Raw genomic sequence first — 25575 nt, 5'->3', positions numbered from 1 at the left:
TTTTTTTGAAGAAGTTTAAAATGAATATATAGTTGTGTTTTGTTTAATATTATTCTGCTAATTTGTACACTTCAGTCAGGTTTCGTCCAAGACCATCATAATCTAATCCGTAACCTACAATAAATTTATTCGGGATTCTAATTCCGATATAATCTATTTTTATGTCTTTCTTATAAGCTTCAGGTTTAAAGAACAAAGTTGCGACTTTAAAATGTTTTACATTTTGTGCTTTAAACAAATGTTTTAATTCTTCGATTGTATTTCCTGTGTCGATGATATCTTCAAGAATTACAACGCTTCTGCCTGATAAATCCTGATTAATCCCGATTAATTCTTTAACCGAATTTGTACTTTCTGTTCCTTCATACGATGCCATTTTTATAAATGAAACCTCGCAAGGCTTTTTATATTTTTTCAGGAAATCGGCTACTACCATGAATGCGCCATTCAAAACTCCAATAAAAATTGGAGTATCATCTCCAAAATCATCTTCGACTTGTGCCACTAATTTGGTTAAAGCAAAATCAATTTCTTTAGCCGAAATAAACGGAACAAATTGTTTATCGTGAAGTTGTATCATTATTTTTAAATTTAAAATAATGGACAAAGATACAGAATTACAAACAATTTGCCCACATGAAAATCAATTGACAATATGACTTTTTTACCAATGTTAAATATCAGTTAATATTTACAAACGCTTTCTTAATGCTATTTCTAAATTTATTAAATTGTTGTTGAATAATCATTTAATTCCCAAAATACCAATGAAGAAATCCATACAAATATTTTCAATATCATTATTAGTATTAATGACAGCCTGCAACGGTCAGGTTAAAAAAGAAGAAAAAGAAGCGCTGGCTAAACAACCCGGAAATGTTGTAAAAACAGCAATTGGCGATATTACACTTCCACCACCATATGCAACAGAATCTAAAACTAACAACAGCAAAGTTATTGGATGGCCAAACGGTGTTACACCAAAAGCCCCGGAAGGTTTTACAGTTACAAAATTTGCTGATGGATTTGAAAATCCGCGCTGGACATATATCGCACCAAATGGTGATATTTTTGTTGTAGAAAGCGGAACACGTGCCAGCAAAAATCAAATTACGGTTTTACGTGATAAAGACAAAGACGGAAAATTTGAAACCCGTGAGGTTTTTATTAAAAACTTAAACAAACCTTTTGGAATGCTGGTTTTAAAAGATTTTTTCTACGTAGCGAATACTGATGGTTTATATCGTTATCCATACAAAAACAATCCTTTAAAATTAGAAACCAAAGGAGAAAAAATCCTTGAACTTCCAGCCGGAGGTTACAACAATCACTGGACAAGAAACCTGTTGGCAAGTCTTGACGGATCAAAAATTTATGTTTCTGTAGGCTCAGGAAGTAATAATGCTGAACATGGAATAGATAAAGAAGTGCGCCGTGCCGGAATTCTTGAAATTAATCCTGACGGAACAGGTGAAAAAATCTATGCCTCCGGGTTAAGAAACCCTGTTGGAATGGATTGGAATCCGGTTAATAAAGAACTGTGGACAGCTGTTAACGAACGTGATGATCTGGGTGACGATTTAGTTCCGGATTATATTACGAGTGTAAAAAAAGATGGTTTTTACGGCTGGCCTTATTCTTATTTTGGCAGTATTCCTGACCCGAGAATGAAAGGTGAAAGAAAAGATTTAGTTGAAAAAGCCATTGTTCCGGATGTTCCGGTTGGTGCTCACACTGCTTCTCTTGGATTAGCGTTTTATACTAAAGATGCTTTTCCGGCGAAATATAAAAATGGTGCTTTTGTTGGGCAGCATGGTTCTTGGAATCGTACAAACATCTCTGGTTACAAAGTAGTTTTTGTTCCTTTTAAAGATGGAAAACCGTCTGGAAAACCGGAACATTTTTTAACCGGATTTATTTCTGATGAAAACAAAGCTGAAGTTTACGGACGTCCTGTTGCTGTAACGGTGATGAACGACGGATCGCTTTTGGTAAATGATGACAGCGGAAATACGATTTGGAAAGTTACTGCAAACAAATAAATTCTAAATCTATCAGATATTTAAACACATAGAGACATAGATTTTTGCTTAAAAAGAAGTTGTTAAATAAATGAAACGCCTTTTTTGCCTCAATGAATGCTATGTTTCTATGTGTTAAAAAAACTCCGTCTTTAATCCGAATCATTTATGATATCAAAAAAACATTGTTTTTTTCTTTTTGTGTTTTTTATTTTTAAGAATATCTCTGCACAAGAAAAAGAAAGCAAAACTATTGATTCTCTTAAAACAGAAAAACTGAACGAAATTGTCATCAGTTCACTTCATATTAATAACAATTTATTAAACACTCCGGCTTCAATTGGCATTCTTTCCAAAAAAGATTTACTGCAAAATAACACAACTGATATTTCAACCGTAATCAATACAATTCCGGGTGTTTTTATGCAGTCTTCTAATTTTACTACAACCCGAATTTCTATTCGCGGAATTGGCGCACGAACTACTTACGGAACAAATAAAATCAGGGCCTTTTACGGCAGTATTCCGCTGACTTCCGGAAATAGCGAAACGGTTATTGACGATATTGATCTCGAAAACCTCAACCAAATCGAAATTATAAAAGGTCCGCTTTCGAGTGTTTACGGCGCAGGTTTGGGCGGCGCAATTTTGATTTCACCTCAGCTTTCTAAAAACGGAAACCAAAGCGCAGGAATAAGTTCGGTTTTTGGTTCTTTTGGATTATTAAAAAATAGTCTGAATTTTGGTTTAGATGAAAAATCAGGAAGTTTGAATATCAGCTATCACAATTTAAAAACCGATGGCTGGCGTGAAAATAGTGCTTACAATCGTGAGGGAATTACACTTGCGGGAGAATTGTTCAGAAAGAAAAACAGCAAACTAACTTATTTTTCGAATTATACTTATTTAAAAGCTTTTATTCCGAGTTCGATTAATAAAACAACTTTTGAAAATAATCCACAATCTGGCGCGCCAACCTGGGTTGCTTCAAAAGGATATAAAGAATACAAATCAACTTTGGGCGGATTGGCTTATGATTTTTCAATAAATCAAAATTTAAAAAACTCAACTTCAGTTTTCATTAATTATAAAGACAGCAACGAACCAAGGCCTTTTGATATTCTGCGTCAATATACTTTTGCAACTGGCGCCAGAACACAATTTTCGGGAGATTTTAAAATCGGAAAAATCAAAAATAACTTTATTGCCGGAATTGAATATTTTACGGATACTTATAAAGGAAATACTTTTGAAAATCTGTATCAGCAAAATAATGGTTTAGGGAGTTTACAAGGCGATCAACTTACCGAAACAGGTCAGAAAAGACATTTTTATAATATCTTTTCTCAATTAAGAACATTACTTTCGGAACAATTTGAAATTCAGGCTGGTTTAAATTATAACAAAACAAAATTTAATCTTGACAATTATTCTGAAAACACCAATCAGGATTATAGTTATGACGGAATATTTTCGCCGCAATTGTCTTTTCTTTTTAAACCAAATTCTTTAAAAACGATTTATTTTTCTGTAAGCCGGGGGTTTTCTCTTCCGGCTACAGAAGAAACTTTGACAAGCGACGGCACAATCAATACTGATATAAAACCTGAAAATGGTTATAATTTTGAAATTGGCGGAAAGTTCTATTTCTTCAATAAAAATCTTTATACAGAAATCGCGGTTTACCGAATGGAAATCAAAGATTTATTGGTTGCCAAAAGAGTTGGTGACGATCAATATGTGGGTTTAAATGCCGGTAAGACTTTTCATGAAGGAATCGAAATTACCTTAAATCACAATTGGTCAATAAACCGTTTCTTTTCTCTCAATTCTTATTTGTCCGGATCTTTAGGAAATTATGAATTTAAAGAATTTGTAGACAGCGGAAATGATTATTCGGGAAATAAATTAACTGGAGTTGCTGCCAATAAAATTAATGCCGGATTTACTTTAAACACAAATTTGGGACTTTATTTTACAGCCGATTATCAGTTTGTTGACAAAATCCCAATGAATGATGCCAACACCTCTTTTTCTAATTCTTATAACATTATAAATTTAAAAAGCGGTTATCGATTTGAAATTCTGCCAAAATTAATGACACATTTTGCCACTGGAATAAACAATGTAACGAATACAAAATATGCATCACTAATTTTACCAAATGGAGTTGCAGTTGGAAATGCAGCACCGCGTTACTATTATCCCGGACTTCCTATAAATTACTACGGAACTATCTCATTAAATTATTTATTTTAGATGCTTGAAATCACCCCCAAACCTAAAAAAATGCTTTCTCTGCTACAGGAAAAATTAGATTATGTTAGCGCTTATCGGGAAAACCGTTTAAAGTGCGCGCAGGATATTCTTGAAAATCCATCTTTATTTGAAGAATTAATTTCGATTTCTTTTTCGCCCGAAAACAAAAACAATCATAAAGCCTGTTGGATTCTGGAATTTGTATCTTATGAGGAATTACTTTGGCTTCAGCCGCATCTTGATTTTTTTTGTTCAAACTTAAAAATTCTAAAAGATGAAAGTTCAATTCGTCCCATTGCAAAAGTAGTACAGCTTCTCGTAAAATCTCATTATAAAAAAAACGAAAATAGTATTGCATTGTCAGAACAAAATCTTCAGGACTGTATTGAAGCTTCTTTCGACTGGCTTATTACCGATACCAAAGTAGCAACAAAAGCATATTCTATTCGTACTCTATTCATTCTAGGAAATTATTACGACTGGATTCATCCTGAACTTAAAGTAATTATCGACAAAGATTACGCAGATCATTCTGCCGCTTATAAAGCAGTAGCAAAAGAAGTTTTAAAAAAAATAAAATAGGTTTAATAGCCACGAATTCACGAATTATTTTTCACTAAAGATTTAATAAAATTCGTGAATTCGTGGCTGTAAAAAACTAAATTTTGGCTAAAAAAAGATTAAAAAGTATCTTTGCAAAAACACAACTCAAAATGAATTATTTTTCTTCTGATTTTAAATTAGGAATACTGGGCGGCGGACAATTAGGTAAAATGCTTTTATTCGATACCCGCAAATTTGATATACAAACTTACGTTCTGGATCCAAGCGATGAAGCGCCGAGTAAAATTGCCTGCAACAAGTTTTTTCAAGGCGATTTAATGGATTATGAAACGGTTTATAACTTCGGAAAACAAGTCGATGTTTTAACTTTTGAAATCGAATTGGTAAATCTTGAAGCTTTAACGCAATTAGAAAATGAAGGCGTAAAAGTTTACCCTTCTCCAAAAACCTTAAAAGGAATTCAGAATAAAGGAACTCAAAAAGATTTTTATACTCAAAGTAATATCCCTACCGCATCATATTTACGTTTTGAAAGTCCGGCACATTTGCAAAATTCAGTTGGAAATAATGAAATCACCATTCCGTTTGTTTGGAAATGCACTGAATTTGGTTACGACGGAAATGGTGTAAAAGTAATTCGCCAAATTTCAGACATGGACGATTTGCCAAATGTAGAATGCATCGCAGAAACAATGGTTCCGTTCAAAAATGAATTGGCGGTGATTGTGGTAAGAAATCCATCTGGAGAAATAAAAACGTATCCGGTTGTAGAAATGGAGTTTCACCCGGAAGCCAATCAGGTTGAATACGTAATCTGCCCGGCAAGAATCGACGAAAAAGTCGCTGAAAAAGCCAGAGCAATCGCTTTGAATGTTTCAGAAAAATTCAATCATGTTGGTCTTTTGGCTGTTGAAATGTTCCAGACTCAGGATGACGAAATTTTGGTAAATGAAGTTGCTCCTCGCCCTCACAATTCTGGACATTATTCAATCGAAGCAAGTTATACTTCACAATTCGAAAATCATTTACGTGCTATCTTAGATCTTCCGTTAGGAAACACAGACAGTAAAGTTGCCGGAATTATGGTAAATTTAGTCGGAGCCGAAGGTTATTCTGGAAATGTTGTTTATGAAAACATTGAAACCATTTTAGGATGGAATGGCGTTACGCCTCATATTTACGGAAAAAAACAAACTCGTCCTTTCAGAAAAATGGGTCACGTTACAATCGTAAATGAAAATATGCAGGAAGCAAGACGAATTGCTGAGGAAGTTAAGAATACTATTAAAGTGATTTCTCAGTAATCAGTTTTCAGTCGCAGTCACAGTTGACAGTTTACAGTTTAAAACTATAATATTTTTTTAAGTCTCAGAAATAACATGAACCCTGAAACTTAAAACTTGAAACAAAATAAAAACATGAGCAAAGTAGCTATTATAATGGGAAGCATCTCAGACATGCCAGTTATGCAAGATGCAATCGACATATTAAAACAATTTAATGTAGAAGTTGAAGTAGATATCGTTTCGGCACACAGAACGCCAGAGAAATTATTCGATTTCAGTAAAAATGCACACAATCGCGGAATTTCGGTAATTATTGCCGGTGCGGGCGGTGCGGCGCATTTACCTGGAATGGTAGCTTCTATGTCTCCGCTTCCTGTAATTGGAGTTCCTGTAAAATCAAGTAATTCTATTGATGGCTGGGATTCGGTTTTATCGATTCTGCAAATGCCGGGCGGAGTTCCTGTGGCAACTGTAGCTCTAAACGGAGCAAAAAATGCTGGAATTTTAGCCGCACAAATCATCGGAAGTCACGATAAAAAAGTTTTAGATACCATTATTTCTTATAAAGAAGAATTGAAAGCTGCGGTTAATAAAGCGGCTGAAGGTTTAAAAAAGTAATTTCACAGAGATACACAAAGAAGACACAGAGACACGCAAAATTTTGTGAATCTCTGTGTTTTTTTCTTTGCGAATCTTTGCGAAATCATCTACTTCAAGAATTAACTAATCATTATAAAAATTTCTAAAAGAAAAACCTAACTTTGAGAAAAAAGCAAAATGAACATTCAAACTTCTAAAATAGAGCTGGCTAAAATTGTTTTAGACATTGATAATCCTGATTTAATTCAGGAAATTGTTGACTTCATTCAATCTAAAGAAAGTCTTTCTGAAGAACAAAAAAACAATATAAATGAGGCTATTTATTCTTTAGACAATAATGAAGGAATTTCACATGATGTTGTTATGGAAGAAACCAAAAATCGTTATTCAAAATATTTTAAGTAATGAATGTAATTTGGGCTCCACAAGCTAAACAAGACTTTTGGAACAACATTGATTATTTAGAAGCTGAATGGTCAGAAAGAGTTGCTCAAAATTTCATTGACAAAGTAAATACCACAATAGAACTTTTAAAAAATGACAATGTTTTATTTATAAAAACCAACTACAAAAGCGTTTATAAAATTGTCATTACTAAACATATTTCACTTTATTATCGTATCGAAAATACTAATTTAGAATTGCTTCGTTTTTGGAATACTTTTCAGGACACGAAGAAATTCAAATTATGATTTTCTATTTTTATATTTCTAAATAGTACAAACAATATGAGCGTCTTAACCCAATATTTCAACACCAAACATAATACAGCGCCTTTTTCGCAGATTAAAATCGAAGATTACGTTCCTGCTTTTCAGGAAGGAATTGCTTTGGCCAAAGCCGAAATCGATGCAATTGTAAATAATCCGGCAGCACCAACTTTTGAAAACACAATTGTGGCAATGGATTATTCGGGAGATATTTTAGATCGTCTTTCTAGTATTTTCTTCAATTTGAATTCGGCTGAAACGAATGACGAAATGCAGAAAATTGCTCAGGAAGTTTCGCCTTGGCTTTCAGAATTCGGAAATGATATTCGCTTAAATGCTGATTTATTTTCGAGAGTAAAAGCAGTTTACGATCAAAAAGAAAGTTTGAATCTGAATCCGGAACAAACAACTTTATTAGATAAAAAATACAAAAGCTTCTCGAGAAACGGTGCCAATTTGCCAGAAGACAAGAAAAACCAATTAAGAGAAATCGACAAAGAATTATCGAAATTGAGTTTACAATTTGGCGAAAATGTTTTGGCTGAAACTAATAATTTCGAATTGCATTTGACAGACGAAAAAGACTTATCTGGTTTGCCTGAAGGAACTATCGAAGCGGCAAGATTGTTGGCCAAAAATCAGGAAAAAGAAGGCTGGATTTTTACTTTGGATCATCCAAGTTATGTTCCGTTTTTGACTTATGCTGACAATCGTAAATTGCGAAAAAAAATGGCAATTGCTTTTGGTGCAAAAGGTTTCCAAAAGAACGAATTCAACAATGAAGAAAACGTTTTAAAGATTGCTAAACTTCGTCACGAAAGAGCCAATTTATTAGGTTATAAAACACACGCGCATTTTGTTCTGGAAGAAAGAATGGCCGAAAGTCCGGAAAAAGTTTTCTCTTTCCTGAATGATTTATTGGCAAAAGCGAAACCGGCGGCTCAAAAAGAGTTTGCAGAATTAACTGCTTTCGCGAAAGAATTAGACGGAATCGAACAATTAGAAAAATGGGACGGCGCATATTATTCTGAAAAATTAAAACAACAGCTTTTTAATCTAGATGATGAAAAACTGAAACCTTATTTTCAGTTAGAAAAAGTTTTAGAAGGTGCTTTTACGGTTGCCAAAAAATTATACGGTTTAACTTTCACCGAAGTTTTTGATATCGATAAATATCATGAAGAAGTTACGACTTACGAAGTAAAAGATGCCAACGGAAATTTAGTTTCTATTTTCTATGCCGATTTCTTCCCAAGAAAAGGAAAAAGAAACGGTGCCTGGATGACTTCATTCAAATCGCAATATGTAAAAGACGGTGTAAACGAAAGACCACATATTTCGAACGTTTGCAATTTTACAAAACCAACTGAAACAAAACCTTCATTATTGACTTTTAATGAAGTAACGACTTTATTCCACGAATTTGGACACGGATTACATGGAATGTTAGCAAATACTGTTTATCCAAGTTTATCCGGAACTTCTGTTTACTGGGATTTCGTAGAATTACCAAGTCAGATTATGGAAAACTGGTGTTATGAGCCAGAAGCTTTGGCTTTGTTTGCGAATCATTACGAAACGGGAGAAATCATTCCAATTGAATATGTTCAAAAAATTAAAGAAAGTGCAAGTTTCCAGGAAGGTTTAGCAACGTTGCGTCAGTTAAGTTTCGGATTATTAGATATGGCTTGGCATGGACAAGATCCAACTTCTATTACAGATTTGAAAGCTTTCGAAACAGAACAATTTGCAAGTACACAATTGTATCCGGATGTAAAAGAAAATGCTATGAGTACAGCATTCTCTCATATTTTCCAAGGTGGATATTCTTCTGGATATTACAGCTACAAATGGGCGGAAGTTCTGGATGCGGATGCTTTTGAATATTTCCATGAAAATGGAATCTTTAACGAAGAGATTGCGAAAAAATTCAAAGACAATGTACTTTCAAAAGGAGGAACAGAACATCCAATGACTTTATACAAACGTTTCAGAGGTCAGGAACCAAAACCTGAAGCATTATTAAAAAGAGCAGGATTGGTTTAGACTTTCTTAGACTTCTTAGAATATTAGACATTTTAGAAACCGAAGCAAAACGCTTCGGTTTTTTATTTGGTTTTACTTTAACTATCTTCGTGTTTTTAAATCTTAATCTTACAAATACAAGCCGTGAAAAAATATTTTAAAATAGTACTTTATCTAGCAATCATCGGATTGATTGCCGTTATTTCTGTGAATTACTACGTAAAGTCTACTACTAAAAAGAACATTTATTATTCGGCAAAAAAGTTTCCTAAGAATGATGTGGGAATTATTTTTGGCGCTGGAATTAATGGAGATCAGCCGAGTAAATATTTAAAAGATCGTCTTGATGCTGGAATTTTGCTGTATAAAATGAAACGAATCAATAAAATTCTGCTTTCGGGAGATAATGGCCGTGATGAATATGATGAACTTACTGTAATGAAAAATTATTGTTACGATCACGGTGTTGACACCACAAAAATATTTATTGATTATGCAGGTTTCGATACATATTCGACAATGTATCGTGCAAAACATATTTTCAAAATCAAAAAAGCGACTTTAATATCACAGAAATACCACTTAAATCGTGCGATTTATATTGGCAATAAACTTGGTATAAAATCAGTTGGATTTTCTGCCAACAATGGTGAATATCTCGGATACAATTATGTATGTTTTAGAGAATATGGATCTGTTTTTAAATCCTTTCTTGATGTTTTGAGAAATCGCGAACCTCATTTTTTAGGGAATGAAATTAATATTAACGGTCCTTCTAATTTTTCAAAAGAAGATAAACGATAAAACAGAAAAGCCGAAGTAATACTTCGGCTTTTCATTTGGAGCAAAATTAAAATAAGACACATTTTGCTAGGCAAAAAATGAATTATTTATTTCGGCGAACAAAAACTTCATCAAACTGTTTAAGTTTAAGAACTTTTGTTTCTTCAATGCGTTTAGCTTTTAAGTTAGCATTTTTAGCTGTAGCCGGCTTTGGTTTTGTAGTATACAAATAAGACTCGAATACATGACTTAAATACAAAGGAGATTTTCCAATTCCTCTCGTAGTATCAAAATTTTGAGATTGGTGGCAGCTAAAACAATTTGCGAGATTACCAACATTAATTTTATGTATACTGTCTTTAAAGGTCTGCGTATAAGTTTCCATTGTAATATTTGCCAAATTAGCAGATCCTCTTGCCAATGAATCTGGAAGAACGCTTGATATTTGGCTTTTTACAATTGTCTGCGCCTGCTGATCGGGAGTTAATCCGTCTGTATTTAACCAAATCGATCCGTTGTAGAAATAATTCTTGAAAACGTCTGTTAATTTAGACGCTACACATTTATTAATTGTATCAATATTATCAAAATTTGCAGGTTCGGCCTGGCTTGTAGTCATATAAGCATTTGTATTTATAACTTTTGGAACTCCATATTCGTATAAAACAAAAGCTTTATAAGGTTCTAATGGTTTCTTATTCACCCTATCCCATTTTATTCCTTTTAAGCCAGAAGTTGTTCCGCTTTCGTAAAGCAGCATTTCTTTTGAGGATGTAACAGAATTATTTTTCCAATCATAAATAGGAGCCATTTCTTTGTGCTCAAAAGTTGCCCAGATAAATTCAGGATGATTTTTTACAACGCCAACAACATGCATTCCTAATAATGCAACAGATTTTGCGACATATTGTCCCTGCTTATTTTTGAATGCGGCTTTAGTAACAAAATATTCTGCAATTTTTTCTTTTGGAATTGCATCGGTGCTTATCCATGAAACTTTTAATTCAAATGAACCAACCGGAAATGTTTCTAAATTTGAATAAGGAACTTTTCCGCTGTTAATTTCAGAAGCTGCAATTATAGCTTTATCATGTAATATCTTATTTACGTGTATAGAATAATATACAGTATCTCCGGCTGTTTTTCCCGGAACCACTTTTGGGTTAGAAACCAGAATACCTTCGGGTCCAGCCTGATTAATTGAACTTAAAACTAATTTTAATCCCAATTGAGGAGCCACCGGTTCCATCTCTGGAGAAACAACATCTAATGAATCTAAAAACAAAGGATTTCCGGAAGGCATAGGTTTTGTAACCCAAAGGAATTTCTGCCATGACCATTGATGGAAAATACAATTTGTTGTACTTGAAGTATCAAACGGGCTTCCGTCTCCTTCTGCCGGCGACGGTGTCTGCTCATGCGGAAACCAGTTTGTTTCGCACTCGCAAGGCTCTGCTGCTGCTTCCGTTTTCGCATATCCTTTAACTCCGGCCTTTCCTAATATTTTTTCTTTATTCAAAAAAAATACAGTAACGACAGCGGCAATAAAGACAACTAGTACGATTATAATAATAGGTTTTCTTTTCATGTTTTTTGTGATTTATTTCTTTTTGGAATTAAAAAAGGCCGTCTAAAAAGACGACCCTTTCAGTCAAAACTGTAACCAAATCAGGCGTAATTAAATTCCTAATTGTATCGTGATTCGAGTTGTTTAAATTTGGGGTCTTTTTATTAAGCCAACTCTGCTTGTAAACTTGGTATAGCTTTAACTGGTACGTTTTCAACATTGTTTTGATAGTATGAAAAACCTCCAGTTCCGTTCCATGAACCATCGATTGCTAAATGAGCATCAAAATTTGCTAAAAAGGCACCAATTGCCGGTGGAGGGAAAGCGTGAACGTATTGTCCTTGTAAACTTACAACCTGTGTAAATTGTCCAAATCCTGTTGCATAAATTTTTCCTGTTACAGGAACAACAATATTTCCATCAGGGCCACTAATAGCCTGAGTAATTACAACTGTACCAGAAACAGAATTTTGAGATGGTACTACCACTAAACTAAATGTTGCAATTGGAGCACCCGGTGTTCCAACATTTCCAATTGTGCCTTTTGCTAAATAAGCACCTGCTAATAAATCTGACATAACTTTTTGTGTTTTTGGGTTTCCTACTCATAAGGCTTTTCGGATCCGCCTCGTTTTTTCCAGTGGGTTCTGCTCCACTTGTTTTAATTTATATTATTATTTAAACATCTTAACTAATGACTAAATAGTAATATTTGGTTTATTTCTACATCAAAACTATATTAGATAAGTAGACTTAATTAAAAAAATGATGTAAAATGGAGTTTCTTTGCCATGAAACAGGTTAAGAATGGCACGAGATAATTTTACCCGTAAAAACACCTGTTTAAAACAAAAAACCACTAATATTTCATTGCAATATCAGTGGTTTTTAAACTCTTTAAATGATTATGAACTTACGCCATCTAAAGCTAAATGATTTGAAAGCGTTGTTCCTGAACAAGTATAATCAGCGATAGATGAATTTCCTGCCTGATACGTAAACGCCTGCTGCGCCTGATTGTCGTGTCCGGCCATAACCCAGATTTTCATCCAAAGTGTTGATCCGTCAGGAACGCCCAGACTTCCCGGATCTGTTGTATACGACTGACCTAAAAGTTCATTACCCGTTTGAGAAGAGCTTTGTAATTGACCATTTTGATCTAAATACACAAACTCAGTTCTGCAAACATATCCTCCTTGTTGATTCAATTTAAATTTTCCTACGGTTTGAATTGCCATGATAATTAATTTTTAAAATTTTATGACCTACTCTATTTCTGCTTTTCGGTTTTCGCAGCCGCTTTTCTGTGCGATACAGTTCACTCAGTGATTAATTCAATTTTGTTTGATTTGTTTTTCGGGAAAAAGTCATAAAATTTATTTTTTTAGCCCGAAACACACTTTTGAAAAAGATGCTAGCTATTTCTTTTCGATTTCAAAATTATAGCAGACCGTTTGGTCAAATAAAAAAATTGCCGCAGAATACATAATATTGGTTATCAAACAATTGAAATCAATACATGAAATACGTTTTTATTTAATCTAAAAAAGAATAAAAAAGACACCAAACAAACTTTCAATTATTTTTGAAAGTTTAAAAACTTTTAATTAATTTTGATATATGGAATTCAAAGAAGCAAAAAATAAGTTTGTACAAACCTGGGGAGCATTAGGCTCTCAATGGGGAATTAATAAAACAATGGCACAAATCCACGCTTTATTAATGGTTTCAAACGAACCTGTTTCAATGGAAGACATTATGGAAGAATTGCAAATTTCTCGTGGTAATGCCAGTATGAACCTAAGAGGTTTAATGGATTGGGGAATTGTGTATAAAGAATTTAAAGCTGGTGAAAGAAAAGAATTTTTCACTGCTGAAAAAGATTTAGACGAGTTAGCTGTTAAAATTTCAAGAGAAAGAAGCAAAAGAGAAATAAAACCTACGCTGAAAATCTTAAAAGAAGTTTCGACAATTGAAGCAAAAGATTCGGCTGAAGAAAAACACTTTGTTGACCAAACAACCAAATTGTACGATTTCGTTTTAAAAGCTGATAATATGTTGGACAAAATAACGGAGTTTAATGATAACTGGCTTGGAAAATTGTTCATAAAAATGATGAAATAAAAAATTTTAACCTAAACTTTCAATTTTTTCTGAAAGTTTAAAAATATTAATAACCATGAAAACATTACAAAACCAAACATTACTTTATGATGAAGATTGTCCGCTTTGCAGTTTGTATACAACTGGATTTGTAAAAAGTGGCATGCTTGATGAAAACGGAAGAAAATCTTATTGTCAGTTATCTGAAAAAGAGCAAAGTTTCATAGATTTAAAGCGCGCTCCAAACGAAATTGCTTTGGTCGACAATAAAACACAAACTGTAATTTATGGAATTGATAGTTTGATAAAAGTGGTTGGATTTTCTTTTCCCTTAATTGAAACGTTTGCAAGAATAAAACCTGTTCATTTCATTCTGAAAAAAATGTATTCTTTCGTTTCTTATAACAGAAAAGTAATTATTCCGGGAAATGTAAAAGAAGAAAATAAATTGCAATGTACGCCTGATTTCAATTATAAATACCGATTTCTGTTTATTGGTTTTGCTTTAACTATAACTACTTTTATTCTTTTTGGCTATTCTAATTTGATTCCGAGTTTACCAAAATCTAATATTACAAGAGAAATTGTTTTGGCTTTGGGACAAATTGTTTTTCAAAGTTTATTTCTTTTTTTGAAATTTGATAAACAAACGATTATCAATTATGCCGGAAATATAATGACCGTATCTCTGATGGGAAGTTTAATTTTAACGCCGATTTTAATTTTGAGTCAGTTTATCCAGCTTCCGCAAACAATTATTTTAGGCTGGTTTGGAGTTACCGTTTTTATTATGTTTCTGGAACATTTTAGAAGAGTAAAAATCTTAAAACTTCCTTTTTACTTATCTTACACTTGGATTCTTTATAGAATTCTTGCTTTAGTTTTTATTCTTAATTAATCTCTCGTAAACCTAACAGGTTTTAAAACCTGTTAGGTTTAATACTCAACAACAAAATGAAAAAACTCATAATTGCAGCCGGAACAGGTTTTCTTGGAAAAGTTTTAGTCAATCATTTCAAAAATAAATTTGAAGAAATTGTAATTCTGACTCGAGGAAAATCGCAAACAATTGACGGAATCAAATACGTAAACTGGAATGCCAGAACTTTTTCAGGTTGGGAAAAGGAATTAGAAAATGCAACCGTTTTAATTAATCTCGCAGGAAAATCTGTCGATTGCCGTTATACGAAAAAGAATAAAAAAGAGATACTTTGGTCTAGGATTGAAAGTACCAAAATTCTAAATAAAGCGGTTTTGAATTGTAAAAATCCGCCGAAACATTGGCTGAATTCATCAACATCTACAATTTATCGTTTTTCTTTAGACAAACAAATGGATGAAGCTGACGGCGAAATTGGAAATGATTTTTCTATAAATGTGGCACTTTCTTGGGAAAAAGCATTTTTTAAAACCGAAACTCCAAATACGTTAAAAACTGCTTTGAGGACTTCTATTGTTTTAGGAAAAGAGGGAGGTGCTTTAATTCCGTTAAAGAATTTGGCAAAAATTGGTTTTGGAGGAAAACAAGGAAAAGGAAATCAGTTTATAAGCTGGATTCATGAAGATGATTTTGCAAATGCAATTGATTTTATTATTGAAAAAGAAATAACCGACATTATCAATATTGTTTCTCCTGAGCCAATTAGAAATGTTGATTTTATGAAGAAACTTCGAAAAACAATTGGTTTTCCTTTTGGAATTCCGGTGAATAAATTCTTCCTCCAAATTGGATCTTTTTTCATTCGCACAGAAACAGAATTGGTTTTGAAAAGTCGAAATGTAATTCCGAGAAAACTTTTAGAAAATGGTTTTCAGTTTAAGTTTGGCAATTTAGAAAAAGCGCTGAAAGATTTAATTTAAGCATTTTGTGTCATTTCGACGAAGGAGAAATCACACTAGAAACTCCGTAATCAAAATCGCTAATTTTGTCGAATTCCGTATGCGATTTCTCCTTCGTCGAAATGACAAGATTGTAGCAACAAATCTTCTTTTGAAAATGAATTTTCTCGCTTTTACGGTTTGCGTGAGGGATAGAAGCGGATAGCCCACAGCCTGACGAAGGAAGTGCGAGGACTTGAAGCGGATAGCCCGACCCGTAGGGGCACGCCCAAATTATTTAAAAGATTTAGATTCTTTCTTAAAAAAACACAAGCATCAGCCACCAAAAAATCGGTACGCTTTCGACCCAAAAAGAAGTATAATATTTTGAGCGGTTTGTATTGGCAAAGAAAATAAAAAACATCAAAGTGACTACCATTATGAGATTGATCATGAGATCGTGAAGTGCAAAAGATAAAATTCCTAAAACCCAAAACGGAACTAATAGTGAAAATCCTAAAATCTTAGTTCGCTTTACGCCAATGGTCTGCGGAACAGTTTGTAAATGCGGATCGTCGTTTGCTAAATCCAGAATTTCAAAAACCAAAATCAGCACAAAAACCAAAACAAAACGCTGTATACATTTTATAAAAAAATCGGCCGTAAACGGAATTTCGGCATTTATATACGGTAAAACCAAAGTCGCACCAACCCAGCAAAGTGCTACAATATAGATTTTTACGCCTGCCCAGTTTCGGGCATTTTTTCTGTTTGGAAAAAATGGTAATGTATAAAGTGCTGTTACAGCAAAAATTACTACCGAAACAATTTGGGTAATGCGTTTTAAATGGAAAAAATAATATCCAGCTAAAATTATAGAAATGAAACTTAGAGCAGCAATCATTTTCAGTTGAATTCCAATTGGTTTTTTCTTCACCCGAACAAGCGCATCATATTTTACGAAATTATATCCTACAATTGTTCCGAAAAAAACAAATAAAGCCATTGATGTATCATACTGAATATGAAAGAAGTGAAATGTAATTCGAACCAAAGCATAACATGACAAAGCCACGTGAATACTGCTGTTTAAATAAAAATCGAAAAATTGTTTTAAAAGTTTCATACCTCAAATCTAATCAATTGGTAACAAATCAACTCATTAGTTAGAAATTTGATAAAAATTGAAGTTAAAAATACCCATTAAATTATTAATAATACTTAATTTTGCGCCACAAAAAAACAACACATTTACTTTTAAATGTTATTCGCGCCCTATAACCGAGCAGAATCACATTCATTTAAAACATTAGATAGCTACATGAAAACAGATGCTTTTGCTTTAAGACACATTGGTCCAAGAGAAACTGATCTTCAGCACATGCTGAAAACTATTGGAGTTGATTCGATTGAACAACTTGTTTATGAAACCCTTCCGGACGATATTCGTTTAAAAGCACCTTTGAATTTAGATCCTGCAATGACAGAATTCGAATTTGCAAATCATATTCGCGAATTAGGAAAGAAAAACAAAACATTTAAATCATACATTGGTTTGGGTTATCACCCAACTATCGTTCCGGCTCCAATTCAGAGAAATATCTTCGAAAACCCGGGATGGTATACCGCTTATACGCCTTATCAGGCAGAAATTGCTCAAGGTCGTCTTGAAGCGATTTTAAATTTCCAGACTACTGTTATCGAATTGACAGGAATGGAAATTGCCAATGCATCTTTACTTGATGAAGGAACTGCTGCTGCAGAAGCTATGGCTTTATTATTTGATGTTCGTACAAGAGATCAAAAGAAAAACAATACACATAAATTCTTCGTTTCTGAAGAAATTTTACCTCAAACTTTATCTGTACTTCAAACTCGTTCAACTCCAATTGGAATTGAATTAGTTGTTGGAAACCATGAAAGCTTTGATTTTTCAACTGAATTTTTCGGAGCGATTTTACAATACCCGGGAAAATATGGTCAGGTAAATGATTACAGTGCTTTTGTTGCTAAAGCAAAAGAAAACGAAATCAAAGTTGCCTTTGCTGCTGATATTTTATCATTAGCAACTTTAACTTCTCCGGGAGAAATGGGAGCTGCTGTTGTTGTTGGAACTACACAACGTTTTGGTGTACCAATGGGTTACGGTGGTCCTCACGCTGCATATTTTGCAACTAAAGATGAGTACAAACGTTCTATGCCGGGCCGTATCATTGGAGTTTCTGTTGATGCAAACGGAAACCGCGCTTTACGTATGGCGTTAGGAACTCGTGAACAGCACATTAAACGTGAAAAAGCAACTTCAAACATTTGTACTGCTCAGGTTTTATTGGCAGTTATGGCTGGAATGTACGCCGTTTACCACGGACCAGAAGGACTAAAATACATTGCAAACAAAGTTCACGCATCTGCGGTTACTACTGCTGAAGCTTTAAATAAATTAGGAATTTACCAAACAAACACTGCTTACTTTGATACCATTTTAGTAAAAGCAGATGCTCAAAAAGTAAAAGCTGTTGCTGAGAAAAACAAAGTAAACTTCTTCTATCCTGATGCTGAATCAGTTTCTATTTCATTAAACGAAACAACTTCTGTTGCTGACATCAACCAAATCATTGCAATTTTTGCTGAAGCTTTAGGGAAAGAAACTGTTACGGTTTCTGAGTTATCTACTGGAAGTCAATTACCGGCTTCATTAGAAAGAACATCTTCTTTCTTGACGCATGATGTATTCAACAATCATCATTCAGAAAGTCAGTTAATGCGTTACATCAAAAAATTAGAGCGTAAAGATTTATCATTGAATCACTCCATGATTTCATTAGGTTCTTGTACAATGAAATTAAACGCTGCATCGGAAATGCTGCCTCTTTCAATGCCAAACTGGAACAGCATTCACCCATTTGCACCAATTGAACAAGCTGAAGGTTACATCACAATGCTTAAAAAATTAGAGCAGCAATTAAATGTAATCACTGGTTTTGCCGGAACAACTTTACAGCCAAATTCAGGAGCTCAAGGAGAATATGCTGGATTAATGGCGATTCGTGCTTACCATATGTCAAGAAACGAAGGGCATCGTAATGTATGTTTGATTCCATCATCAGCTCACGGAACAAATCCTGCTTCTGCAGCGATGGCCGGAATGAAAATCATTGTTACGAAAACTACTCCAGAAGGAAACATTGACGTAGAAGATTTAAGAGAAAAAGCGATTGAACATAAAGATGATTTATCTTGTTTAATGGTAACGTATCCTTCTACTCACGGAGTTTTCGAATCTTCAATTATTGAAATCACAAAATTAATCCACGAAAACGGCGGATTAGTATATATGGATGGTGCAAACATGAACGCACAAGTTGGATTAACAAATCCTGCTACAATTGGTGCTGACGTTTGTCACTTAAACTTACACAAAACATTCGCTATTCCTCACGGCGGTGGTGGCCCTGGAGTTGGACCAATCTGTGTGAACGAAAAATTAGTTCCGTTCTTGCCAACAAACCCAATCTTAAATGTTGGTGGTGAACAAGCAATTACAGCTATTTCATCTGCACCTTACGGATCTGCTTTAGTTTGTTTAATCTCTTACGGTTACATCACAATGATGGGTGCTGAAGGATTAAAAAGCGCTACAGAGCATGCAATCTTAAACGCAAACTACATGAAAGCGCGTTTCGAAGGCCACTATCCAATTCTTTATACAGGAGAATGCGGAAGAGCTGCTCACGAAATGATCTTAGATTGTCGTGCATTTAAAGAAAAAGGAATCGAAGTTGGAGATATCGCTAAACGTTTAATGGATTACGGTTTCCACGCACCAACGGTTTCTTTCCCAGTTGCTGGAACTTTAATGATCGAACCAACTGAATCTGAAGATTTAGCTGAATTAGATCGTTTCTGTGATGCGCTTATCTCAATCAGAAAAGAAATCGAAGCTGCAACTGCTGAAGATACAAACAATGTATTGAAAAATGCACCTCACACATTAGCCATGTTAACTTCTGATTCTTGGGATTTCCCTTATTCTAGAGAAACAGCGGCTTATCCATTAGATTACATTGCTGATAATAAATTCTGGCCATCAGTTCGTCGTGTAGACGATGCTTACGGTGACAGAAATTTAGTTTGCAGCTGTGCTCCTATTGAAGCTTATATGGAAAACTAAAAATTTGTTTTCTTTTTTTAAATATTGAACCCGACAGATTTTTTTAAACCTGTCGGGTTTGTTTTTTGTTTAAAGTTTCCATTTCAAATTTCCACAAAAGCCTAAAACTTGAAAGCTGAACTAAAAAAATTTTACTCTACACCTTTATTTCAATCGTTTGAAATCTCGGAAAAATTAAAAAATCATTAAAAAATAACCAATATAAAGGACAAAAAATCGTTATTTCACAATTATATGCATGCATAGTATTTTTTATGATTGTTATCATGTTTTTATTTATACTTTAGCATGAAATTTATCGGATAATTAAGGGAAAAATGAAAATAAAAATAATTGGTATTGGGAGCTACATTCCTAATTTAGAAGTAAAAAACACAGATTTTGATAAACATGTTTTTTTAAATGAGGATGGAACTCCTTTTGGTTATCCGAACGAAGTTGTTATTAAAAAATTTAAAGGCATTACCGGAATCGAAAACCGTCGTTATGCCGAACCTCAATATAATGCTTCTGATTTGGCATTTTTTGCTGCCGAAAAAGCAATTGCAAATGCAGGAATTGATGCCGAGACTTTAGACTACATTATTTTCGCCCATAATTTTGGTGATGTAAAAAACGGAACACATCAAACTGATATTCTGCCAAGTTTAGCAACACGAGTTAAAAACAAATTAGGGATTAAAAATCCTAAATGTGTGGCTTATGACATTCTTTTTGGATGCCCGGGCTGGATTGAAGGTGTTTTGCAAGCGAATGCATTTATCAAATCGGGAATGGCAAAAAGAGTTATGGTAATTGGTGCCGAAACTTTATCAAGGGTTGTCGACGACCACGATCGTGATTCTATGATTTATTCAGACGGTGCCGGAGTTTCGATTTTAGAGGCTTCTACTGATGAAGCTGGATTGTTATCTTACGAAAGTGCCACTTTTGCCAATGATGAAGCCAATTATCTTTTCTTTGGAAAATCGTACAATCCAGATTTAGACCCAGATATTAAATACATTAAAATGTACGGACGTAAAATTTACGAATTTGCTTTAAGCAACGTTCCGTGCGCTATGAAAAGCTGTTTAGATAAAAGCGGAATTGATATTAGCGAAGTTAAAAAAATCCTGATTCATCAGGCAAACGAAAAAATGGACGAAGCAATTATCGAACGTTTCTACAAACTTTACGATAAAACAGCACCAAAAGACATCATGCCAATGAGTATTCATGATTTAGGAAACAGCAGTGTTGCAACTGTACCTACTTTATACGATTTAATTTTACAAGGAAAAATTGAAAACCACGAAATCAACAAAGGTGATGTACTTATTTTTGCTTCTGTTGGAGCGGGAATGAACATTAATGCTTTTGTTTACCGATACTAGGCGCAGTTTATAGTCTCATTATTCAGTTTTAGCTAACTGTAAACTGAAAACTAAAAAAAAGTCCGCATCTTATAGTGCGGACTTTTTTAGTATATTTGCGACCTAATTAAAATCAAGAACGAGAGATTAATTCGTTCGCAATGACTATGTACGAAAAAACGTTTCCGAATAAAAGATTCAAACTCACTTTAGAATTTTTAAAAAAACACGTTGATACATCTGAGACCATTTTTGATTTTGGTGTTCCAAATCCATTTTCAAAAATAATGGAAGAAAACGGTTACACGGTAAAAAACACTAAAGGCGAAGATTTAGACAACGATCATACTGCTCTACAAACAGAAGAATATACTGTTTTTACAGCTTTTGAAATTTTCGAACATTTACTAAATCCATACACTATTTTACAAAACGTAAAGTGCGATAAATTATTAATTTCTATTCCGCTGCGTTTATGGTTCTCTCCGGCATATCGTTCTAAAACTGACATGTGGGACAGGCATTATCATGAATTTGAAGACTGGCAGCTAGACTGGCTTTTAGAAAAAACAGGATGGAAAATAACAGACCGTCTTCAATTTACGCATCCGGTAAAAAAATTTGGAATCAGACCATTATTACGATATTTTACGCCGAGATATTATATTGTTGCAGCTGAAAAAGTTAAGAACTAAGATTGCAGATTAACGGTTTTTGATTTTTGATTTTTAGATGACTTTCACAGAATCTAAAGTCTAAAATCTAAAATCTAAAATTCTTAAAATGAAATATTACATCGTCATTCCCGCACACAACGAGCAAGATTTAATTGGCCTTACTTTGCAATCTTTGGTTTCTCAGACTGTGCTGCCATCAAAAATTGTTGTTGTTAATGATAATTCAACTGATAAAACAGAAGAAGTGGTATTAAGTTTTGCAAAAGAAAACCCATACATTTCTGTAGTAAACAAAACTTCAGATGCGATTCATTTGCCGGGAAGTAAAGTAATCCAGGCTTTTCAAAAAGGTTTTGAAACTTTGGATTCTGATTATGATATTATTGTAAAAATAGACGGTGATTTAATTTTTCCTTCAAATTATTTCGAAACTATAATCAGGCATTTCGAATCTGATCCTAAAATAGGAATGGCCGGTGGTTTTTGTTATATCGACAAAAATGGGGAATGGGTTTTAGAAAACCTAACCGATAAAGATCACATTCGCGGTGCATTAAAAGCGTATAGAAAAGAAACTTATCAGCAAATTGGAGGATTAAAACCTGCAATGGGCTGGGATACCGTTGATGAATTATTGTGCAAATATTATGATTGGAAAATTGTTACCGATGAATCTTTACATGTAAAACACCTTAAACCAACAGGCGCTAATTACAACAAAACGGCTCGTTATAAACAAGGGGAAGCTTTTTATACTTTAGGTTATGGTTTTTGGATCACAGCAATTGCTTCGGCAAAATTGGCTATGATGAAGAAAAAACCTTTTCTTTTTTTAGATTACATTAAAGGATTTTTGAAGGCTAAAAAAGCAAAAACACCTTTATTAGTAACACCTGAACAAGCTAAATTTATTAGAAATTATCGTTTACAGAAAATGAAACAGAAGCTTTTTTAATCTTAAAAAAATTAAAAAACTCTAAACTGAAACTGTAAACTGTAAACTAATCCTTAATTTAGCAAATATTTAAAACTTATGATGCTAATTCGTTATTTATCCCAAATAGGAAGATATTTTTTAATGCTGAAAGAAATTTTCAATAAACAGACCAAATGGCCTGTTATGAAAAATTTAATCCTTAAAGAAATAGACGACCTTATTATTGACTCTCTTGGAATTGTCTGCTTTATTTCCTTCTTTATTGGAGGAGTTGTAGCTATTCAAACTGCTTTAAACTTAACAAATCCTTTAATCCCAAAATATTTAATTGGTTTTGCGACCCGTCAGTCTGTAATTTTGGAGTTTGCCCCTACTTTTATTTCTGTGATTATGGCCGGAAAAATGGGTTCTTATATTACTTCAAGTATCGGAACAATGCGTGTTACGGAGCAAATTGACGCTTTGGAAGTTATGGGGGTTAATTCATTAAACTATCTTGTTTTCCCAAAAATAATTGCTTTGCTAATGTATCCTTTCGTAATTGGGATCAGTATGTTTTTAGGGATTTTTGGAGGATGGCTGGCTTCTGCTTATGGCGGATTTTCGACTAGTCAGGATTTTATTCAGGGAGCTCAAATGGAATTTATTCCTTTTCACATTACTTATGCTTTTATTAAAACTTTAATTTTCGCAATGTTATTGGCAACAATTCCATCTTTTCATGGCTATTATATGAAAGGCGGAGCGCTTGAAGTTGGTAAAGCAAGTACAATTTCGTTTGTATGGACATCGGTTTGTATCATTCTTTTTAATTATATATTAACTCAATTATTATTAGGATAATGATAGAAGTAAAAAACATAGAAAAATCATTTGCTGATAGTAAAGTTTTAAAAGGTGTTTCGACCGTTTTTGAAACGGGTAAAACCAACTTGATTATTGGACAAAGTGGATCTGGAAAAACGGTTTTATTAAAAACTTTACTGGGAATTCATACTCCGGATTCAGGAACAATTGAATTTGACGGCAGAGTTTATTCTGAATTAGATCCGGATGAAAAAAGAGAATTAAGAACCGAAATTGGAATGGTTTTTCAGGGAAGTGCTTTATTCGACTCAATGACAGTTGAAGAAAATGTGGCTTTCCCTTTAAAAATGTTTACCAATAATAATAAAGCACAAATTAAGGAACGTGTTGATTTTGTGTTAGAAAGAGTAAATCTGGTTGAAGCTCACAAAAAATTACCATCTGAAATTTCAGGAGGTATGCAAAAACGTGTTGCGATTGCCCGTGCGATTGTAAACAATCCGAAATATTTGTTTTGTGATGAACCAAACTCTGGTCTTGACCCAAATACCTCAACTCTTATTGACAATTTGATTCAGGAAATTACAAAAGAATATAACATTACAACCGTAATTAATACACACGATATGAACTCGGTTATGGAAATTGGCGAGAATATTGTTTTCCTTAAAAAAGGATTAAAAGCATGGCAGGGAACTAAAGAAGAAATTTTTGTTACTGACAATAAAGATATTGTGAAGTTCGTTTACTCTTCAAACTTATTTAAAAAAGTACGAGAAGCTTATTTGAAAGGCTAAAAGTTTTTTAAATCTCATAATAAAATTCCAAATCCCAATTTGTTACAATGCAATTGAGATTTGGAATTTGTTTTTTTTAATGATTTCCGGGCAAAAGTTCGACCTCAGCATTTGGATTAAAAAGATATGTTTTTCCTGAACTAATTTCCAAACATTCAAAACGTTTGGTTCTAACGGCTATTTTTTTAAATATTTTGCCGTTTTTAATTCGGAATACGCTTCCGTAGGGAATTTCAAAAATATAGTTTTTATCATTGGCTAAATCGTATTGTTTTAAGGCCAAAGACAAAGTAGTATCTGTATCGCTGCTTGCTGAAGGATTTTTAAAGTGTCTCGCAAGCAAAGGTAAAATCTGGCTCGGAAATATCTCAGGCCTGATAAAGGGAACCATCAAACGCTGAAAAGTATATTTCCATTCGTTTCCATGCGGTTTTATATTTCGACCAAATTTTTCGAAAGCCACTAAATGCGCAATTTCATGAATTAACGTAATCAAAAACCTGTACTTATTTAAACTTGCATTAACCGTAATTTCATGTTTTCCGCTCAGTGCTCTTCTATAATCGCCATGACGCGTCTGACGCTCATTTACGATTTTAAGATGAACCTGATTGGCCACTATCAAATCAAAAACAGGCTTTACAGCATGCTCCGGAATATATTTTGCTAATGTATCGCTCAAAGCAATTATAATTTATGAGTTATAAGTTTTTTTTTGGATATAATTATAATACTTCTAATAATTTTTAAAACCTCATTACATTGTTGATGAATCGAATCAAATCCTATTAAAGAAATATAATCCGTTTCTTTTAAAATCTCAAGCCAACACATCGATTCATCACATTCTTTCTGAGCAATTGATAATTTATGTATAAAATCTGGTTTACTCTGGGCATTCACAGCTTCTCGAACATTTGCACCAACCGAAGTTACAGAGCGTAAAAATTGTTTACTCATTATAAATTCTTTCTTTTCTGAAATCAGCCATTTATAAAAATTAACTCCTCTTATGGCTAACTCAAAACTTTTAACCTTCACAATACTTTCACTCATAATCAAAACTCATAATCAAAACTCAAAACTCATAATTAA

25 protein-coding genes are annotated in these 25575 nt (G+C 33.6%); 18 read left to right on the top strand and 7 right to left on the bottom strand.

Features of this window, described 5'->3' with window-relative positions:
• Window positions 1–49 precede the first annotated feature (49 nt).
• On the bottom strand, window positions 50–580 hold the full coding sequence (hpt, locus tag BUC29_RS20295) for a hypoxanthine phosphoribosyltransferase (RefSeq protein ID WP_073418305.1): 531 nt from the start codon (window positions 578–580) through the stop codon (window positions 50–52).
• Window positions 581–767: 187 nt separating this feature from the next.
• On the opposite strand from hpt, the gene BUC29_RS20290 reads away from it, so the two are divergent.
• The 9 genes from BUC29_RS20290 to BUC29_RS20250 all read left to right on the top strand — a co-directional run bounded on the left by BUC29_RS20290 (window position 768) and on the right by BUC29_RS20250 (window position 10269).
• A complete protein-coding gene (locus tag BUC29_RS20290) occupies window positions 768–2042 on the top strand; it encodes a PQQ-dependent sugar dehydrogenase (RefSeq protein WP_073418303.1) in 1275 nt (424 codons plus the stop codon).
• A gap of 147 nt (window positions 2043–2189) precedes the next feature.
• Window positions 2190–4280, top strand: a complete 2091-nt coding sequence (locus BUC29_RS20285) for a TonB-dependent receptor (RefSeq protein ID WP_073418301.1) — start codon at window positions 2190–2192, stop codon at window positions 4278–4280.
• A 30-nt stretch (window positions 4281–4310) separates the two neighbouring features.
• Entirely contained in the window at window positions 4311–4862 is a 552-nt protein-coding gene (locus tag BUC29_RS20280; protein WP_073418375.1) for a hypothetical protein, read from the top strand.
• A 131-nt stretch (window positions 4863–4993) separates the two neighbouring features.
• Window positions 4994–6148 carry a 5-(carboxyamino)imidazole ribonucleotide synthase gene (locus BUC29_RS20275; RefSeq protein ID WP_073418299.1) on the top strand — a complete coding sequence of 385 codons (1155 nt, stop codon included), beginning with the start codon at window positions 4994–4996 and terminating at the stop codon, window positions 6146–6148.
• Between the two features lie 114 nt (window positions 6149–6262).
• Window positions 6263–6748, top strand: coding sequence for a 5-(carboxyamino)imidazole ribonucleotide mutase (gene purE / locus BUC29_RS20270; protein ID WP_073418297.1), 486 nt, complete (start codon window positions 6263–6265; stop codon window positions 6746–6748).
• A gap of 159 nt (window positions 6749–6907) precedes the next feature.
• Window positions 6908–7135, top strand: coding sequence for a hypothetical protein (locus tag BUC29_RS20265; RefSeq protein WP_073418295.1), 228 nt, complete (start codon window positions 6908–6910; stop codon window positions 7133–7135).
• Complete coding sequence (locus BUC29_RS20260; protein WP_073418293.1) at window positions 7135–7422, top strand: type II toxin-antitoxin system RelE/ParE family toxin; 288 nt, start codon at window positions 7135–7137, stop codon at window positions 7420–7422. Before BUC29_RS20265 ends, BUC29_RS20260 begins: the two co-directional genes overlap by 1 nt.
• Before the next feature lie 36 nt (window positions 7423–7458).
• Window positions 7459–9486: a M3 family metallopeptidase gene (locus BUC29_RS20255; protein ID WP_073418290.1), complete on the top strand. Its 2028-nt coding sequence runs from the start codon at window positions 7459–7461 to the stop codon at window positions 9484–9486.
• Between the two features lie 123 nt (window positions 9487–9609).
• Entirely contained in the window at window positions 9610–10269 is a 660-nt protein-coding gene (locus tag BUC29_RS20250; protein WP_073418288.1) for a SanA/YdcF family protein, read from the top strand.
• A gap of 82 nt (window positions 10270–10351) precedes the next feature.
• Here BUC29_RS20250 and BUC29_RS20245 read toward each other — a convergent pair whose 3' ends face one another.
• The 3 genes from BUC29_RS20245 to BUC29_RS20235 form a co-directional block, all read right to left on the bottom strand.
• Window positions 10352–11836 carry a hypothetical protein gene (locus BUC29_RS20245; protein ID WP_073418286.1) on the bottom strand — a complete coding sequence of 495 codons (1485 nt, stop codon included), beginning with the start codon at window positions 11834–11836 and terminating at the stop codon, window positions 10352–10354.
• Window positions 11837–11979: 143 nt separating this feature from the next.
• On the bottom strand, window positions 11980–12393 hold the full coding sequence (locus tag BUC29_RS20240) for a DUF1842 domain-containing protein (protein WP_073418284.1): 414 nt from the start codon (window positions 12391–12393) through the stop codon (window positions 11980–11982).
• Window positions 12394–12720: 327 nt separating this feature from the next.
• A complete protein-coding gene (locus BUC29_RS20235; protein ID WP_073418282.1) occupies window positions 12721–13053 on the bottom strand; it encodes a hypothetical protein in 333 nt (110 codons plus the stop codon).
• Window positions 13054–13435: 382 nt separating this feature from the next.
• Between BUC29_RS20235 and BUC29_RS20230 the strand changes: the two genes are divergently transcribed.
• From BUC29_RS20230 to BUC29_RS20220, 3 genes are read left to right on the top strand one after another with little or no spacing between them, the layout of a single operon-like run.
• Window positions 13436–13939, top strand: coding sequence for a GbsR/MarR family transcriptional regulator (locus BUC29_RS20230; protein ID WP_073418280.1), 504 nt, complete (start codon window positions 13436–13438; stop codon window positions 13937–13939).
• A 55-nt stretch (window positions 13940–13994) separates the two neighbouring features.
• Window positions 13995–14816: a thiol-disulfide oxidoreductase DCC family protein gene (locus BUC29_RS20225; RefSeq protein WP_073418278.1), complete on the top strand. Its 822-nt coding sequence runs from the start codon at window positions 13995–13997 to the stop codon at window positions 14814–14816.
• 56 nt (window positions 14817–14872) lie between these two features.
• Complete coding sequence (locus BUC29_RS20220; protein ID WP_073418276.1) at window positions 14873–15778, top strand: TIGR01777 family oxidoreductase; 906 nt, start codon at window positions 14873–14875, stop codon at window positions 15776–15778.
• A 277-nt stretch (window positions 15779–16055) separates the two neighbouring features.
• Here the strand turns inward: BUC29_RS20220 and BUC29_RS20215 are convergent, their stop codons facing one another.
• Window positions 16056–16862, bottom strand: a complete 807-nt coding sequence (locus BUC29_RS20215) for a UbiA prenyltransferase family protein (RefSeq protein ID WP_073418274.1) — start codon at window positions 16860–16862, stop codon at window positions 16056–16058.
• Window positions 16863–17057: 195 nt separating this feature from the next.
• Here BUC29_RS20215 and gcvP point away from each other — a divergent pair, with 195 nt between their 5' ends.
• The 6 genes from gcvP (at window position 17058) to BUC29_RS20185 (ending at window position 24480) form a co-directional block, all read left to right on the top strand.
• Window positions 17058–19907, top strand: a complete 2850-nt coding sequence (gcvP, locus tag BUC29_RS20210; protein WP_244160856.1) for an aminomethyl-transferring glycine dehydrogenase — start codon at window positions 17058–17060, stop codon at window positions 19905–19907.
• 317 nt (window positions 19908–20224) lie between these two features.
• A complete protein-coding gene (locus BUC29_RS20205) occupies window positions 20225–21283 on the top strand; it encodes a 3-oxoacyl-ACP synthase III family protein (RefSeq protein WP_073418270.1) in 1059 nt (352 codons plus the stop codon).
• Window positions 21284–21429: 146 nt separating this feature from the next.
• Window positions 21430–21957: a methyltransferase gene (locus BUC29_RS20200; RefSeq protein ID WP_073418268.1), complete on the top strand. Its 528-nt coding sequence runs from the start codon at window positions 21430–21432 to the stop codon at window positions 21955–21957.
• An 88-nt stretch (window positions 21958–22045) separates the two neighbouring features.
• Entirely contained in the window at window positions 22046–22894 is an 849-nt protein-coding gene (locus BUC29_RS20195; protein ID WP_073418266.1) for a glycosyltransferase family 2 protein, read from the top strand.
• A gap of 78 nt (window positions 22895–22972) precedes the next feature.
• Window positions 22973–23719 (top strand): MlaE family ABC transporter permease, encoded by a 747-nt coding sequence (locus BUC29_RS20190; protein ID WP_073418264.1) that lies wholly within the window; start codon window positions 22973–22975, stop codon window positions 23717–23719.
• Entirely contained in the window at window positions 23719–24480 is a 762-nt protein-coding gene (locus tag BUC29_RS20185) for an ABC transporter ATP-binding protein (protein WP_073418262.1), read from the top strand. Before BUC29_RS20190 ends, BUC29_RS20185 begins: the two co-directional genes overlap by 1 nt.
• Before the next feature lie 76 nt (window positions 24481–24556).
• On the opposite strand, the gene BUC29_RS20180 is transcribed toward BUC29_RS20185, so the two are convergent.
• Entirely contained in the window at window positions 24557–25162 is a 606-nt protein-coding gene (locus tag BUC29_RS20180; protein WP_073418259.1) for a SprT-like domain-containing protein, read from the bottom strand.
• Window positions 25163–25167: 5 nt separating this feature from the next.
• A complete protein-coding gene (locus tag BUC29_RS20175) occupies window positions 25168–25536 on the bottom strand; it encodes a four helix bundle protein (protein ID WP_073418256.1) in 369 nt (122 codons plus the stop codon).
• Between the last annotated feature and the right edge of the window lie 39 nt (window positions 25537–25575).

Origin of the sequence: Flavobacterium defluvii (assembly GCF_900129555.1) — a bacterium.
GTDB lineage: Bacteria > Bacteroidota > Bacteroidia > Flavobacteriales > Flavobacteriaceae > Flavobacterium > Flavobacterium defluvii.
Note: the sequence above shows the minus strand (reverse complement) of the source record. Positions and strands in the feature narration are given on the sequence as shown.